Below are 17,466 nucleotides of genomic sequence, written 5' to 3' on the forward strand. Positions count from 1 at the left end.
TCATTCCACGCCAGAAACAAAAAAAGCTGCCTTCCAGGAAAGCAGCTTTTCATTTATTTTATTTCCAAGGAATTGTTACCCTTGATTTTTACGAATGATATTCAAAGCCCCACCAGCTTTAAACCATTCAATTTGTTGCGCATTGTAGGTATGGTTCGCCAAAATCTCTTCTTGCGTTCCGTCTGCATGATGTAATACAAGTGTTAAAGGTTTACCTGGTGCAAATGTTGTCAAGCCGAGAATATCAATGGTATCATTTTCCTGAATCTTGTTATAATCGTCTTTGTTTGCAAAAGTTAATCCCAACATACCTTGTTTTTTCAAGTTCGTTTCGTGAATACGTGCGAAAGATTTAACTAAAACAGCACGAACACCCAAATGACGAGGTTCCATCGCAGCATGCTCGCGGGAAGAACCTTCACCGTAGTTTTCATCACCGACTACAATTGAACCAATACCGTGTGCTTTATAGTCCCGCTGTGTTGCAGGAACAGGACCATATTCGCCTGTGAGTTGATTTTTAACGCTATCAGTCTTCTCATTGAAGAAATTCAAAGCGCCAATCAACATATTGTTTGAAATATTATCTAAGTGACCACGGTATTTTAACCAAGGACCAGCCATTGAAATATGGTCAGTAGTACATTTACCTTTTGCCTTAATCAATAATTTCAACCCTTTCAAATCCGTACCTTCCCATGGCGCAAAAGGCTCCAACAGTTGAAGACGATCAGAAGTAGGAGCTACATCAACCACCACCGAACTACCATCAGCCGCAGGTGCTTGATATCCAGGATCATCTACCGCAAAGCCTTTCGTTGGCAACTCATCCCCTACAGGCGGATCTAGCTTCACTTGTTCACCTTTATTGTTTATCAAGGTATCAGTTACCGGATTGAAACCCAAATCACCGGAAATCGCGATTGCAGCTACCAATTCTGGCGATGCAACAAATGCATAAGTATTTGGATTGCCATCTGCACGTTTTGCAAAGTTACGATTGAAAGAATGAACGATTGTATTTTTCTCTTGTTTATCGGCACCTACACGATCCCACATACCGATACAAGGACCACATGCATTGGTAAAAATTGTCGCATTGAGGTCTTCAAAAGTTTTCAGCAATCCATCACGATCAGCCGTAAAACGTACTTGCTCTGACCCTGGATTAATACCAAATTCAGCTTTTGTAATCAATCCTTTATCAACTGCTTGTTTTGCAATGGAGGCAGCACGGGATAAATCTTCATAAGAAGAGTTTGTACACGAACCGATCAATCCCCATTCCACTTGCAATGGCCAGCCATTCTTTTCAGCTTCTTCGCGCATGCGTGAAACTGGTGTATACAAATCTGGCGTAAAAGGACCATTTAGAGAAGGCTCCAGCTCAGATAGATTGATTTCTATTAACTGATCAAAATACTGCTCAGGATTAGCATAAACTTCGGCATCCGCTGTCAAGTGCTCTTTAATCACATTTGCCGCATCCGCCACTTCGGCACGACCGGTAGCACGTAAATAACGCTCCATGGATTCGTCGTACCCAAAAGTTGAGGTTGTCGCACCAATTTCAGCGCCCATGTTACAGATTGTTCCTTTTCCTGTACAAGATAAAGACTCCGCACCTTCGCCAAAATACTCAACGATAGCACCTGTCCCGCCTTTTACAGTCAAGATACCTGCAACTTTCAAGATCACGTCTTTTGCTGCAGCCCATCCGCTGAGCTTACCCGTCAATTTTACACCGATCAGCTTAGGAAATTTAAGCTCCCAAGGCAAACCTGCCATAACATCACAAGCATCAGCTCCACCCACACCGATCGCAACCATACCTAAACCGCCGGCGTTCACCGTATGCGAGTCTGTTCCGATCATCATACCGCCTGGAAAAGCATAGTTTTCCAAAACAACCTGGTGAATAATACCTGCTCCGGGTTTCCAGAAACCGATACCATACTTATTGGACACAGAACTCAAAAAGTTAAATACTTCAGAGCTTTCGTTTTTAGCTCGTGCTAAATCTTTGTCTGCTCCTTCTTTCGCCTGAATCAAGTGATCACAGTGTACAGTAGAAGGAACTGCTACCTTTGGACGACCAGCTTGCATAAATTGCAATAATGCCATCTGTGCAGTTGCATCCTGCATAGCAACGCGATCTGGAGCAAAGTCGACGTAAGAAACGCCACGTTTGTAATCTTCAGTAGCATTGCCATCCCAAAGGTGGGCATACAAAATTTTCTCAGATAAAGTCAAAGGTTTGTTAACCACTTGACGAGCCGCAGCAATGCGCTCGTCATATTGGCTATAGACCTTTTTAATCATATCTATATCAAAAGCCATATCTCTCTAATTTATGTTGTTTAATTAAGTTACTAAACCCTAATCACTCATTATTTTGTTGGAATAGGCGCAAACTTTGTTAAGTTAATGCCTTCCACAGCAGCTTTATATTCTTCGATATTCGGAATACGGCCCAAGATTGCTGAAAGAACAACAACTGGAGTTGATGCTAATAAAGACTCCCCTTTTTTACCATCCCTGTCTTCAACCACACGTCCTTGGAATAAGCGTGTTGAAGTAGCCATTACCGTGTCACCTTTAGCTGCTTTTTCCTGGTTACCCATACAAAGGTTACAACCAGGGCGTTCCAAGTACATAATATTCTCGTATTCAGTACGTGCAGTACTTTTTGGTAAAGCATCGCTAAATTCAAATCCAGAGTATTTTTGTAAGAATTCCCAATCGCCTTCAGCTTTCAGCTCATCAATGATATTGTACGTTGGCGCTGCAACGACCAAAGGAGCTTCAAACGTAACAACACCTTTTTGCTGTTCGATGTTTTTCAACATCTTCGATACGATTTTCAAATCGTCTTTGTGAACCATACAAGAACCGACGAAACCTAAGTCTACCTTTTTGTTGCCACCGTAGTACGAAAGGTCGCGAATTGTATCGTGTGTATAACGTTTGGAAACATCTGCATTATTCACATCCGGGTCAGCAATCATTGGTTCTTCGATGATATCCAGATCAATAACAACCTCAGCATAATATTTTGCATTGGTATCTGGAGTTAAAGCAGGCTTAGCGCCAGATTTAATTTCCTCAATACGTTTATTCGCCTTGTCAATTAAGCCTTGCAAAACATTGTTTTTGTTTTCCATGCCTTTATCGATCATAATCTGGATACGGTTTTTAGCGATCTCCAATGATTCGATCAACGTATTATCCTGCGAAATACAAATAGAAGCTTTCGCCTTCATTTCTGCTGTCCAGTCAGTAAAAGTAAATGCCTGATCGGCCAAAAGCGTTCCGATATGAACTTCAATAATTCTGCCTTGGAAAACGTTCTCGCCAGCAAATTGCTGCAGCATCTGTGCTTGTGTAGCATGAACCACATCACGGAAATCCATGTGTTCTTTCATACTGCCTTTAAACGTAACTTTTACCGATTCAGGGATTGGCATAGAAGCTTCACCTGTCGCTAAAGCTAGTGCAACCGTACCAGAGTCAGCACCAAAAGCAACGCCTTTAGACATACGGGTATGCGAGTCGCCTCCGATAATGATTGCCCACTCATCAATTGTAATATCATTTAATACCTTATGAATAACGTCTGTCATCGAATGATATACACCTTGAGGGTCACGTGCTGTGATCAATCCAAAGTCATTCATAAATTTCATCAGTTTTGGAATATTCGCTTGTGCTTTTTTATCCCAAACCGATGCCGTATGACAGCCCGATTGATAAGCGCCGTCTACAGTAGGTGCAATTACAGTCGCAGCCATTGCTTCAAGCTCTTGCGCTGTCATCAAACCTGTTGTATCCTGAGAACCAACAATATTTACTTTAACGCGAACGTCAGAACCGGCATGTAACACTTTACCTGGAGCTACACCAACCGCATTTTTATTAAAAATTTTCTCTACAGCAGTCAACCCTTGTCCTTCAATCGTGATTTCTTTTGATGGAGCAAACACTGTCGGCGCTTGAATGCCTAACGTTTCCGCTGCAAAAGTTTGGATTTTTTTACCAAAGACAATAGCATAAGAACCACCCGCTTTGATAAATTCCATTTTTTGTGGAGTCAAAGCTTTGGAAATATCGATCAGCTCCTGCTCGCCATTATATAATTTTTTAGTCTTGGTATTGATCGTTAAGACAGTACCTGTAGCGACAGAATAAGCTTCTTCAAGGATTGGCTCATTTTTCTCGTTACGGATTACGTTGCCATTTTCATCCACTTTCTTCACCCAGTTTTTAAGGTCTATACCGATACCTCCGGTCACATCCACTGTGGTCAAGAAAATAGGTGAGATACCATTTGTACCGCCTACAATTGGTGCGATGTTCACAAAAGGAACATAAGGACTCGCTTGTTTACCCGTCCATAATGCAACGTTGTTGACACCCGACATACGAGATGACCCCACACCCATTGTTCCTTTCTCAGCAATTAACATGACACTTTTACCAGGGTGTTGCGCCTGTAAGGCAACGATCTGTTGCTGTGCTTCAGGTGTGATCATACATTTTCCATGTAGTTCACGATCTGAACGCGAGTGCGCCTGGTTACCTGGCGACAATAAATCTGTCGAGATATCACCCTCACCAGCGATAAAAGTAATCACCTGAATTTCCTCAGCAACCTCAGGCAGTTTTGTAAAAAACTCTGCTTTTGCGTAGCTTTCTAAAATATCTTTTGCAACCTCATTGCCTTGTTCAAAAGCTTCTTTCAAACGAGCGGTATCCGCGTCATATAGGAAAACTTGTGTTTTAAGAACCTCAGCTGCCTGTTTTGCAATAGCTAGGTCTGTACCCAAAGCCAGGTCCAATAAAACCTTGATTGAAGGACCACCCTTCATATGTGACAACAATTCAAAAGCGAAATCAGGTGTAATTTCAGCAACAACTGATTCACCCAAAACAATTTCCTTCAGAAATTGCGCTTTAACACCCGCTGCAGGCGTAGTACCCGGCAACGTGTTGTAAATAAACAATCTTAAAGATTCAGCTCTATTTTCATTGTTTAAATCTTTAATCTGAGCAATTACCTCACTTAGTAATTCTGCTCCGTCAATAGGCTTAGGATGTAATCCTTGGCCTTCTCGTTCTACAACCTCTTGTACGTAATCGTTGTAAATACTCATAGATATCTATCTTTCTATTTTATGGGCAGCCTAAAAACACATTGTCTTTCTATGCTACCATGTCTGTAATATAATTAAGCTAATACGCCATCTATCGGGTCCTCCCTGACAAATCACAAATTAGCCCTTCCACTTCATGTTTTGAAGCTGATCTATTTGTCGTAAATCAACTTGTATGACTAATTACAAAAATAGTGAAAATCCAACTTTAAACGCATGCATTCCATTTATTTAAATCAATTTGGAATTGTTCTAAACAGCATTTATGCAATCCTGCCATCTTTTTTTGAAATCCGCTATATTGTATTTATTTCTTTCAAAAAAAAGGTGATTTAAATTATTAAATCACCTTTTCGTTTTATATACTTTCTACAGTTATATCAATGTCTTTTAATGCTTTCACGGTTTCCAGAGGATCTGTCGCGTTGAATACAAATGAACCTGCCACCAGCACATCTGCTCCGGCTTTCAATAACTGTGCTGCATTCGCAGTCGTTACTCCCCCATCGATTTCAATCATCAGACCATCATTCACTCCCTGTGCCATGACCCTTAGTTCCTGTACCTTGGCATAGGTATTTGGAATAAATTTCTGACCGCCGAAACCTGGGTTAACCGACATGATACAAACCAAGTCCAGATCCGCAAGAACATCTTTTAAAAGTGCTACTGGCGTATGTGGATTCAATGCAACGCCTGCTTTACAGCCCAATTCTTTAATAGCAGCCAGTGTACGATGCAAATGTGTACAGGCCTCGTAATGCACGGTAATGATTGCTGCACCCGAGTCTTTACATACCTGCAGATAACGGTCTGGATCAACAATCATCAAATGTACATCCAAAGGTTTAGCAGCATGTTTTGCAATAGCCTGCATAACTGGAAATCCAAAAGAGATATTTGGAACGAAAACACCATCCATAATATCAATATGAAACCAATCTGCCTCACTGTTGTTTACCATGATGATATCATCGTATAATTTTGCAAAGTCTGCAGCAAGAACGGATGGTGCAATTAGATGTGATTTTGTTGACATGTTGTATTTTTTTGCAAAGATAACAAGTATTTTTGGTTCATCACAGCGTTTACCCGATTTAATACCTCTAAACGACAATTGGCTGAAGCTGCAGAAAATAATTATAATTACATTTGTATATTAACATGACAATAAAATACAGCTCACCGTGGGAAGACTAAAAATAAAATACAGAAGAGAATTAAATACAACGGAGAACCTCGTCCGAAAAATTGGATTAATACTTATCACCATTATTCTGATCTGTATATTCCTTCCCAAACAGCCTCGTTTTCGCTATGAATTCCAAAAGGGAAAAGTATGGAATCATGAGAATCTGATATCACCCTATAATTTTGCCATATTAAAAACGCAGGAGGAATTGAATGCGGACAAGAAAAGTATCTTAAACACGATTCAACCGATTTATAATGCCAATACGACAACAAGCAAAGAGCAAATTGATCAGTTCAACACGGATCTTGCCGAAAAGTGGCAAAGCAGCAAATTGGATACAACGCATGAAAATATAGTAGATTATAGAAATGCCGGTAATGCCATCTTAAGCCATCTCTATGGCAAAGGCATTCTGTCATTGAACAATCGGTTTCAGAACCGCAGCAATGACAAATCTCCAGCTTCCAAGCATTACAACTTTACACTGATCCAGGACAAAGTTGCCAGCCAAAAAAACACGGCCGACTGTTACACCATCGAAAGCTCTTATGGTTATATGGATGAAATTATGCCCAAATTGACCAAGATAAAGCAAAAGAGCTGGCTGGAGGAAACTTTAAAAAATTACATTACCATTAACTACATCTACAACGATCAACAAACAGAAGCTTTAGAACAAAATGCCATTGCAAACATATCGGCTACGCGCGGTGTGGTCCAAAAGGGAGAACTGATCGCTGAAAAGGAGAAAATCATATCCAATGAGACGTACCAGAAACTCGAGTCGCTTCGTAAGGTATATGAAGATGAAGGCAAGATCAGCGGAAATCAAAACTATGTGACCCTTGGGCAATTTCTGATTATCTCGCTTGCCCTGTCTATTTTGATGGTATTCCTTTTTCTTTTCCGTAAGGACATCTATTTTAACAATAGGTTGCTGGTCATTATCATGATTGTGATCATTGGTATGCTCGCTGTCCTATCTTGGGCGATCAAAATCAAAATCCCTAATCTCTATTACATCCCATTTTGCGCCGTCCCCATTATTATTCGTATCCTTTTTGATACGCGTGTAGCACTCAATATCCATCTGTTGATGGTTCTGCTAGCAGGTCTTTTTGTACCGAATAGTTTTGAGTTTGTCTTTTTACAATTTATGGCGGGGATAGTTGCGATATATAGTATTAAAACATTGGTCAAACGAGAGCAGCTGTTCATTTCCTCTGCTATTATCCTCGGTACCTATTGGATTGCTTACATTGGCTTGGTCGTCACGAGAAATGGATCTATAGACACCATTTACTGGTCCGACCTCCTTCCCTTTTTCGTAAGTGTCATGATTACCTTGTTGGCTTATCCAATGATCTATGCATTCGAAAAGTTATTTGGTATTGTATCTGATCTAACACTCATGAGCTTACCAATAGTAACTCCAAGTTATTGCGGGAGCTCTCTTTTAAAGCTCCGGGAACATTTCAACACTCCTTACAGGTGGCTAATCTAGCGGAAGCCGCTATCTACAAAATTGGCGGGAATCCGCTGTTGGTCCGCGCCGGAGCCCTGTACCACGACATCGGGAAATTGACAAATCCCCAGTTTTTCATCGAGAATCAGAAGACAGAAAAAAACCCGCATGATGAGCTTTCACCGGAACAAAGTGCGCAGATTATTATATCACATGTCATCAAAGGCGTCGATATCGCCAAAAAACATCAATTGCCTGACGTGATCCTGGATTTTATCCGCACACACCACGGAACAACGCGTGTTGACTATTTTTATAACGTTTTTGTCAAGAACAACCCCGATAAACTGGTTGACGAGTCTTTATTTACCTACCCCGGACCTATTCCTTTTTCCAAGGAAACAGCTGTACTTATGATGGCGGATTCGGTCGAAGCCGCATCCCGTGCATTAAAAGAACCATCTGAAGAATCTATCAATAACCTTGTCGATAAAATTATCGAACATAAATTGATGCGGGGGCAGTTCAATAATAGTAACATTACGCTAAAAGATATCACCGAATCTGCAGTTATTTTTAAGGCAATGCTCAAAAGTATCTACCATGTTCGGGTAGATTATGATTTAAGCAAAAAAACAATGTAATTTTAATTGTCAAACAACAAATTGAATTTCAAACGCTTATTGCAACATTACATTTTTTTTGCATTTTTTTTAATATTTAGACTTTGCAGAATCAAATAATTGCCTTATGTTTGCAATGTCAAAACGAGGAAGGGTGCCTGAGTGGCCGAAAGGAACAGTTTGCTAAACTGTCGTACTGGAAACGGTACCGCGGGTTCGAATCCCGCCTCTTCCGCCAAGACAAAAAGGCTTTCTGAGAAATCAGAAAGCCTTTTTTTTGTTTTTGGAGCAGGGGCAGCACTTAAAGTATATCTACACTCGTATTAAATTCATTGTAAAAGCCACTTGCGTTATTTTCGCTTGCTGATCAGATTATCACCATCGTTGCGTTGCAGTTTGTCCCCCTCAATGACGACAGCGATTTTTATTTTTTACACAAGCGCAGCTTATTCTCTCGTACACTTTTTGGGTAGCAGCAAACGAAGATCAGGTGGTGGTCAGATTATCTCTTTCTACAGTGCTTGTTCAGTGCTTGTTCAGTGTTTGTTCAGTGATCACTCAGTATAGACTGTATAAGCAGTGACTAATCACTGTCTAAAGATTGATTGAATATTGTTATTACCTACCGCTTGGTATTAGAATGTTTCCGTTTTATTTTTGTTCTTGATTAGCTACCAACCTAATCAGGCAATTATGAGTCATCAAAAATGGTGTTCATGAAACTGTTTTCTGGAAGGCAGACTGCCTTACTGCGCAGGGAGATCTTATTATATTGGAAATAGTAGTAAGATACGGCATTCTTATTATTACAATTAATTACATATACACCAACAGCTGCTGCTTCTATTAGGAATTTGCATCTTAAATTAAAATGATCAAACCCGAATTTGAAATTTGGATATAAGATCGTCTTGATTTTTCGAAGAGCGAAAATCCTGAAATTGCTCAATCTAGCATCGATTTAATACGAAAAACACTTCTAGGTATTAAGGTTAAATTGCAGCTGTTTGAACCGGGCGACCAACTATTTTCCTGCGTTCATACAGAATCAACAGCGGCGCATACCCCGGACATATCATCTATACCATAAAATCCGGCAATAGCGCAATTACAAATCTCGTCGATCTGATACATTCACCTATCCTAGTTTCCCAGCCTCATTGGGGAACCCAATGGGATATTGATTTCAATCGTGCTGTGGACACACGGATAAAAATACTTGATCGTTCAAGTTTACCTTTTTTTCTTACGTTTTAATTTCCCAAAAACTTCTCGGTTGAACATTAATGCTATAATCCTAAATTTGAAAAAATAATCAACTTCATCCCCTGCTTGAACGCAAGCTCTCGATCAATTCCCCTAAACTCTCTCAACATCACTTGAAAAATCCGAGTCGAAAGGTTCATCACAGGATTCTTTTTACAATATTCAATCGGATAAATAAAGAAATTCTCAAATGCTTAAAAAGTCGCCCGGAAACAAATACGGTATGTGATTTCGTGCCTGCCCAAATATCCCAGTGATGAAGCTGGCCAGGAAAGACTATGTGTAACTGCTTACCGTTTATTTCATAGGCAACCCCATCGATAGTATGCGTGCCACCACCTCTTTCAAACAACAAAAACGAAAAAAAAATCAAGTCCGATAGGCTCATTTCTAAACATCTGCCGCTCAGTCTTGAAATATAGAATCTCTTCTTTTGTCGCCCTCAATTCCTGAAAATATTCGAAATGCTCTATATCATAATTTTTGTTTTTCATCCTATCCAATTATTTGCAACAAATGACGCCATCAACATCTTTGACATGATCAGAACGCCATCCATATGATTCTAGGGAACCTGTCCCATATGTGTGAGAAAATTTATCCATTCTCCCTCAACAGAAAATAATATCGAATTAAAATAACATTGAATTTATCGATTCTCAAAACGTAAGCAGCAAAATGAATGATTTGATAAAGCATATAGATGAATTTTATAAACGATTTTTCATTTCACCTACTACCAAGAAGAAATGATTACATTAAAACAGGCCCCTATTCACAAAAAATAGATTAGTAGTGCAGCACTCTTCCCACTGATATACTTGTTGGCCAAATAGCTCTTTTAATCCCTAATAACAGCGACATGCCTAAGGTCATAAAATGTTGTTTGTGGACCAATGAGAAGATCAAACCAGATAATATTCCAAATTTTAATTGGAAATTTTAGCATTCCAGTCATCCAGGAAATTTTCAAGAACATCCAATGGCAAACAACCATATTTTAACACTGCGGCATGAAAAGCCTGAAAACTAAATTTCTCGCCCTGTAAGTTTTGGTATTTTTTTCTCAATTCTTTGATTTTTAGCTCCCCGATTTTATAAGAAAGTGCTTGTCCTGGCCAAGCCATATATCTTTCAACTTCTGCCTTTGCGATATTTTCGCTTATTGATTCATGATCCATCATATATACAATTGCCTGTTGTTCAGTCAGCCTTCCGGTATGAATACCAACATCAATTACTAAACGTATTGCACGGTGGATCTCATTATTTAGCGCACCCATCTTTTGATATGGATCTGTATAGCATCCCAATTGTTCACCCAAGGATTCGCAATACAGTGCCCAACCTTCCATGTAAGCATATAGGGCATTTTGTTGTTGGAAAGTAGGAAGTTCGCTATACTCCTGCTGTAATGCAATCTGATAGTGATGCCCAGGTATTGCCTCATGTATAAATGTGCATTCTAGGCCATAAAAAACTGTATTTATCTTAGTCGGGTCAGGTATCGGAACGAAAAAAATGCCAGCTCTCTTTTCTTTTAAGTTTCCTTTAATATAATAAGGACCTCCTTGTGACGCCTCTTGGTAAGGATCTACGCGTTTTATAACAAATTTCGTTTTGGGCTCCACTAAAAACATATCTTTTAAATGAGGCTGAATTTTATTATATATTTTTTGATAGGCGTCTAGCACCTGTTCTGGGGTTTTAAATGGCCTAAACCTTTGATCTGTGCGCAAAAATCTAAAATAATCTTTTAAAGAGCCTTTAAAGCCATTGAGAACCATATTTTGTTCCATTTCATGGGTTATACGGTCCACCTCTTTAAGCCCGATCTGATAAATCTGGTCGGGACTAAGTGTAGAGCTGGTCGTATATAACTTGATGTAGTACTGGTACATTTTATCCCCGTCAGGAAGACTATTCAAGCCCGATTGTAAAGATGCAAAAGGCATATAATCGTATTGTAAATAACTTGCTAACTTCGCATAGGAATTCAAGACATAATTAGGAATAACCTCGTTGTATAGCATTGTCAATTTTTTCCTTTCCTCATGGGAAAAGTTTTCCGGAAATTGTTGCAATGGCCTGTAAAAAACACTTTTTAAAGTATCTCTTTCGCCGAGCGCGATCAATTGTGGAATCATACGGCCAACCAGAGACCTTGGTAGAACAACTCCCGCTTTCTTCCCTTTCTCGAAATTTGCGATAGCAGTATCTGCCCAGGCCTTAAAAGAGATCATCCTTTTAGACCAATTTGTATAATCTTCAATGGTATGAAATGGCTGGGGACCATTGGTCGAACCAAATAGTGCAAGGTCTGTTGGAACCGAAGCTGTAAACTGATTAAAAGGAATATATTCAAAATGCATAGAGAGCCCCTCTAAACCCGTTTTTAACGTATAATCCAATACATCATAGGAAATACGATCTGCCTCTGTCAAGTTTTGCCTATCGAATTGCTGTAATTCGTTTAAACATGACTGATAGAAATTTTTCTTAGCGACTAAAAAATCAAAAGAACCCTCGTTCTGAAGCAAGTCATCGTAGACATGAATACCATCCGCTGTTGCTTGGAGCGGATTGAAATAGCACTCTTTTTCATAGTATTTTTCAAATAGCCTATGTAAAGCACTTAAATGCTGTCCCATAGATTTTCTCGAGTACAAGATAGAGGAGAGCAACAATACAGTTGTTAAAATTTTCTTTTTCATTGGAATTAAAGCTTTAATCATAAATAATCCATCTGGACCATTTTCCTTATGATCAAAGTTAAAATCAACGCGCTAGACAAAATTGTACCCAATTAGCCTCAACTTTTTTTTCTACATCCGTTGATACTGACTCGGCGTGATCCCCATAAACCTTTTGTAGGTTTTAATAAAATGAGCCTGATCAGCAAAGCCACAATTGAATGCTATTTCTGTGAGTGATAGCTTCTTTAATCTGATCATGGGTAATGCCTTTTCAATTTTAATCCGCCGAAGATAATCTCCAATTGTACAACCAAAATATTGAGGAAAATATCGAGAGATTGTAACCGGATGCAAATTCATTTCTTCAGAAATATAACTTAACGATAATGGAATATCCCAATGATCATACAAAAAATCTTTGATACGGAAAATCCACGCTGGCCCTATACGCTTAATGGGAGTGGTACATGTCAAAAGCAGGACGGAAAGTTGCTCCATTGCCAATAAACTTTGTTGGTCGTCTAAATAATGTTCCCCCATTATCTTTACTAAACCGCTTGTGCCCCATTGAATACCATTCGAAAACATACAGGATTCATCTGGTATATTTAAATCATATTTAGTTAGAAAATCTTCGGTAAATTCAAGATTAAAGATTCTTGTCCCTTTTATATAACCAATATTCTGGTGGATAATACCGGGATAGTAATATAGAGAAGTACCCTGTTGCTGCCGATTTTTCTCATTCTGCCTGATTTCAACACTTCCACCATTCAAAATATGTGAAAAATGTGGATTCTGATGACAATGCCAATCAGAGATAATACCAGCCTCGTAATAAATATCAGAAGTAATGATACCAGCAAAAGAACTTTGGCTAACTTCGTTCCCAATATACTTACCAGCTTCTAATACGAGCAGCTTATTGTTTTCATTTTCCACAGCTTTCCCCCTATTTTAAATGTAATTTCATATTTCCGCAATGATAAATATAATTAAAATTCATGTGCTAAAAAGATCGACCCGACTAGCCCTATCACTTATCTAAAGATTCCAACATACTTTCTCTCGAACGAAAGTCCAGCCTTTTTATTTTACAACTTCCTCGCAAGCTATTTCTTCGTTCGGGACACTCCACAAAAAATACCTGAAACCAGTGATAAGGGTTATGGACCAATTCGTCTATTTTTGCAGGAAAGGAGAGTGAAAAATGAGAAAACTAATGGGATGCTATTTAATCATCTTTGTCATCGGACCATTTTGTTCAAAGGCGCAGGAAAACTTAAAATTTGACGATAATTTCAACCTATGGAACATACAAAAGGGTCAGTCGGCAACTGTTTTTGCCACAAAAGCTTATGTGCGTGCTCAACCTAGTCTTAAGGCAGCAATCGTAGATTCTTTATCGGTAGGAAATGTCGTTACGATCACCAGCGCGCCTTTCAAAGGAAATACGCTGAAAAATTTTTATGCACCTTGGCACCAAATAAGCTATTTCGAAGGCAGTATCAAAAAAAGTGGATTTATTTGGCTCGGATTATTAGCGCTCGGAAAACAAACCGCTTCGGACGGCTCGCAATATATTTACGGTTTTGAACGTTTTACCAAAAGTATCAACGAACAGGAACAGGATCATTTTTCAACAGTGGTAAAACTTCTCGACGCAAAAGGAAATTTTCTAGCTGAACACACCTTCCCTTTCGCCTATTCAGAACAAACCTTCTCTCAGAGTAAATTGCTGCCGGCCATGGGGCTGCAAAATGTCAAACAAATCATACGCATCGAATTTCTGGGGGAAGCCTGTGGTATACCTTCTGAGTACAACTATGTGGCCTGGACAGGACAACGACTTGTAGATCTTCCCAGCAGGTATTCTGTTAGTGATGCTGGTGTGTTCTATTACGATGAAAAGATTCTTTTCCCTTCCGAACACGGAAAAAATAATCAGATTATCTATAAATACATCGAAGAGGGAGAAGCTATTGACGACGATGCAGAAAATCCGAATTTCAAGATCACAAAAAAAAAGTGAAGAATTTCTATGGAACGGTAATAGCTTTGAAAAGCTTTCAACGGCTAAATAGTATTTTCCACAGATTTTAACATACTGGATACATATAAAAATTAATAAATGGAAGAAAAGAATATATATGATTTGTTCTACAGCGGACAACTAGACTTATTTATCATTGAAGGAGAAAACCAACTGCGACAAAACGATCAAGATGTTACGCTTTGGACACACCTAGCCATCGCCTATCATGATCAGGCATTCTATGAAGGCCACGAAGCTATTTTCGATGTTATTCAGGAAAAAATGATCCCCTATTTTCAAAAAGCATTGGCCATCGAACCTGATAATGAAACGACCCTATATCATATACTGAATTATGTTTTGGACAATCAAGCGACATTAGCACAAATTGGTCGTCCAAAATTTCATATTACTGAAGGCAATAAAGGTCTATTCATCGAATACGCAAAAAAACTAATCGCTTCCCCAAATATGTCCGGATATGGGCACAACTATTTAACCAATATCTACGAAGGGCTCCAGGACGATACAGCGATGCTTCCAGTTTTGGAGGCGAGCATTGATTTCGTTAAAGAAACATTCAAGGATGAACGGGAAACCTTGGATCATAATTTTTCCATCTTTTGGATAAAGAAAATATACCTGCTTGACCGTACCAAACAGATCAATGAGTCTAATATTTTAGCTTTAATGGAAGCTGATTTTAAGCATTTCATCAGCAGCAATGAAATGAATTATGTGGATCTCGCTGAAATTGCTTACGAAAATAAAGCAATCGACCTAGCACTGCAAATTTTACTTAAGCTTATCAAAGGGGAAAACTCAGCCCTGCATATCCATCAGGAGTTGGTCAAATGGCATACTCGTTTTGAGGAATTGATTGCCGAGGGGTATGAGCACCCTGAGGTCTTCTACTATCAGCTTATCATTGAGCGCAATTACTCAGAAGAAATCGGAATCCCGCTTGACTATTATTATCTCCATGCACTCAAATTGGTCGATGCCTATCCTGATTCTTATGTCGGTTACCATTTTGCGGCAGCCTATCTCTATGACGAGGGGCAGTATGCCGCGGCTATTCCGCATCTAACAATGGTAGGTGAACGAAAATGGAATGCAACATCCTGGCGACGCCTAGTTGAATGCACCTTTAAAGCTAATGGAACAGTTTACGATCAGGTTCCTACTTTCCATGACCTTCCCCGTGAATGTTATAATGAAGCTGTCACGCTATCTGATTTTATTCACGCTCAGGACAACTTAACCACAGTTGATCAATCTGCACTACAATTGCTCGTCCTCGAACTTTATCGTCAAGCCTACGACGCTTTCAACGAGTATTTTGAACAGAATAAATATGAAAGTGACTACTTTGGGGGCTCCCACAACAGAGCTATGAATTGTAATAATCTAGCGTTAGCGTATAAGGCAGCAGGAGAACTGGAAATCTGTTATGCTATCGCCACCGAAGGATTAAGCTATTCCGACTTTGAAGAACTTCATTTCACCCGAGCCGATGCCTTGTCAGCATTGGAAGATTACGCACGTCTGGAGGAGGTACTTCAACAATACTTTGACACCTATCAGATCTCGCTGGAAGCCACCCTGGAGCAGCAAGCATTTACCTCCGAAGAAGATGAAGAAGCTGAAGATATGGAGTCTGTTGTATTTCCTCCCTGTTACCGCATGCTTATGCATCAAATCGATGTTGAATACCAGCTAGGTCGATCAGCGAATATTCAATCCCGGGCCCAACAGCTCCTCGAGTTTATTTACAAATTCTATATTGATCATCCCAATTTAGACGACTACCAGTATCGTGATTTTGAGGCATCAAAGAATGGGATCGAACATATTATCTATCAGATAATCGAGCCGGATAATTTTGAGCAACGTGTCTCCTATTACGAAAATATGGCACAACGGTACCCACATGAAGCACAGCCTCAATATGTGTTGATGCAGCTATATAATGAAAAGAGCAATTACAAGTCCATGAACCTCGCTGCACAGAAATACCTTAAAAATAAACGGGAATTTATCATCGATAATTTCGATAAAGCAAAGACGCTCTATCTCATTGTTAAAAGCCATTACTATCTTACGGAATTTAGCGCAGGTATAGAAACATTCCAAACGTATGACAACTGGGTACAGTCTGTCATGGAGCCTAATGATTATGTCCTTTGGTTAAAATTTGGAATTGAACTTTTGGCCGAAAACGGAGATATAGATGAAGTAAATAAATACGTCAGTGTTTTCAACGGTATTTATCAGCAATGTGATTGGGGCTACGACGATGATGTCGAATCGGTTAAATTAGCAGAGGCATATGCAAACTATAAAACAGGGAATCTGAAAAAAGCACACAATTTGCTTGATGAAGTGCTCGCCTATTCGGATCATTCTCCTTTAGCTGATGAATATAAACGTACCTGGAAAAAGCCCGGCTTTTTTTTCTGGTTTTAAGTTTTAAGTATTTCTTTGCTTTCCGAAAAAAGAATTCCAAACGTCGCTCCATGTTATCTGGTCCTCCCAAACTCAAATAACATGGAGCGTATAAAAAAAGTCCATAATGCCAAAAAAAAGTTAAAAGTGGAAGCAAATTCTACCCAAAACAACTATATTTGAGCTGATATGGTACTTAAGCGACTTATACTACTATTTTTAACCTTCGGTTTCCTTTTAAGTGCACCCGACGCTTTCGCCTGCCATAAAATGAATGCACACAGTAGTCACACACAAGGTAATACTACCACTGACAAAAAGAACCATTGTTGTTCAAAATTTAAATCTTTCCAAAAAAAGGCTTTCTGTAAACATCACAAACCATGTAAAAATTGCAATTGTCAATGCACGTATAGTGGTACATTTTTGGCAATTTCCAATCCCCTTGAACAAGGTCATGAACTTTGCTGTATAGCAATCAAAAAAAATTATAAACCCATAGCGCCAACGTTTATTTCTGAGGGATATTTTTGTCCTTGGGTCCCGCCAAAAATAAGTTAATCCATACAATCCATACATTGATCA

Annotated in this window: 9 protein-coding genes and 1 tRNA gene; 5 read left to right on the forward strand and 5 right to left on the reverse strand. The window is 39.2% G+C overall.

What is annotated here, in order from left to right; all coding sequences use genetic code 11:
- Window positions 1-75: 75 nt before the first annotated feature.
- From BV902_RS16360 to rpe, 3 genes are all read right to left on the reverse strand, one after another.
- Window positions 76-2,340, reverse strand: a complete 2,265-nt coding sequence (locus tag BV902_RS16360) for an aconitate hydratase (protein WP_075992852.1) — start codon at window positions 2,338-2,340, stop codon at window positions 76-78.
- 50 nt (window positions 2,341-2,390) lie between these two features.
- A complete protein-coding gene (locus BV902_RS16365) occupies window positions 2,391-5,153 on the reverse strand; it encodes a bifunctional aconitate hydratase 2/2-methylisocitrate dehydratase (RefSeq protein ID WP_075992853.1) in 2,763 nt (920 codons plus the stop codon).
- Window positions 5,154-5,511: 358 nt separating this feature from the next.
- Window positions 5,512-6,192, reverse strand: a complete 681-nt coding sequence (rpe, locus tag BV902_RS16370; RefSeq protein ID WP_075992854.1) for a ribulose-phosphate 3-epimerase — start codon at window positions 6,190-6,192, stop codon at window positions 5,512-5,514.
- 148 nt (window positions 6,193-6,340) lie between these two features.
- Between rpe and BV902_RS16375 the strand changes: the two genes are divergently transcribed.
- From BV902_RS16375 to BV902_RS16380, 3 genes are all read left to right on the forward strand, one after another.
- Window positions 6,341-7,852 (forward strand): hypothetical protein, encoded by a 1,512-nt coding sequence (locus BV902_RS16375; RefSeq protein WP_237241686.1) that lies wholly within the window; start codon window positions 6,341-6,343, stop codon window positions 7,850-7,852.
- Window positions 7,840-8,457, forward strand: coding sequence for an HDIG domain-containing metalloprotein (locus BV902_RS28140; RefSeq protein WP_237241688.1), 618 nt, complete (start codon window positions 7,840-7,842; stop codon window positions 8,455-8,457). The genes BV902_RS16375 and BV902_RS28140 overlap by 13 nt, the downstream gene beginning before the upstream one ends.
- Window positions 8,458-8,584: 127 nt before the next feature.
- Window positions 8,585-8,674: transfer RNA gene (locus BV902_RS16380), tRNA-Ser, on the forward strand.
- A gap of 1,957 nt (window positions 8,675-10,631) precedes the next feature.
- Here the strand turns inward: BV902_RS16380 and BV902_RS16390 are convergent.
- On the reverse strand, window positions 10,632-12,416 hold the full coding sequence (locus BV902_RS16390; protein WP_075994831.1) for a DUF885 domain-containing protein: 1,785 nt from the start codon (window positions 12,414-12,416) through the stop codon (window positions 10,632-10,634).
- 111 nt (window positions 12,417-12,527) lie between these two features.
- Entirely contained in the window at window positions 12,528-13,340 is an 813-nt protein-coding gene (locus BV902_RS16395) for a helix-turn-helix domain-containing protein (RefSeq protein WP_237241690.1), read from the reverse strand.
- Window positions 13,341-13,620: 280 nt separating this feature from the next.
- On the opposite strand from BV902_RS16395, the gene BV902_RS16400 reads away from it, so the two are divergent.
- Together BV902_RS16400 and BV902_RS16405 are read left to right on the forward strand one after the other, a co-directional pair.
- The gene (locus tag BV902_RS16400; protein ID WP_075992856.1) at window positions 13,621-14,430 is read left to right on the forward strand and encodes an SH3 domain-containing protein; all 810 of its coding nucleotides are present in this window, start codon (window positions 13,621-13,623) and stop codon (window positions 14,428-14,430) included.
- 99 nt (window positions 14,431-14,529) lie between these two features.
- The gene (locus BV902_RS16405) at window positions 14,530-16,902 is read left to right on the forward strand and encodes a hypothetical protein (protein WP_075992857.1); all 2,373 of its coding nucleotides are present in this window, start codon (window positions 14,530-14,532) and stop codon (window positions 16,900-16,902) included.
- Window positions 16,903-17,466 lie beyond the last annotated feature (564 nt).

It is taken from the genome of Sphingobacterium sp. B29 (assembly GCF_001952815.1).
In the GTDB taxonomy this organism is placed as follows: domain Bacteria; phylum Bacteroidota; class Bacteroidia; order Sphingobacteriales; family Sphingobacteriaceae; genus Sphingobacterium; species Sphingobacterium siyangense.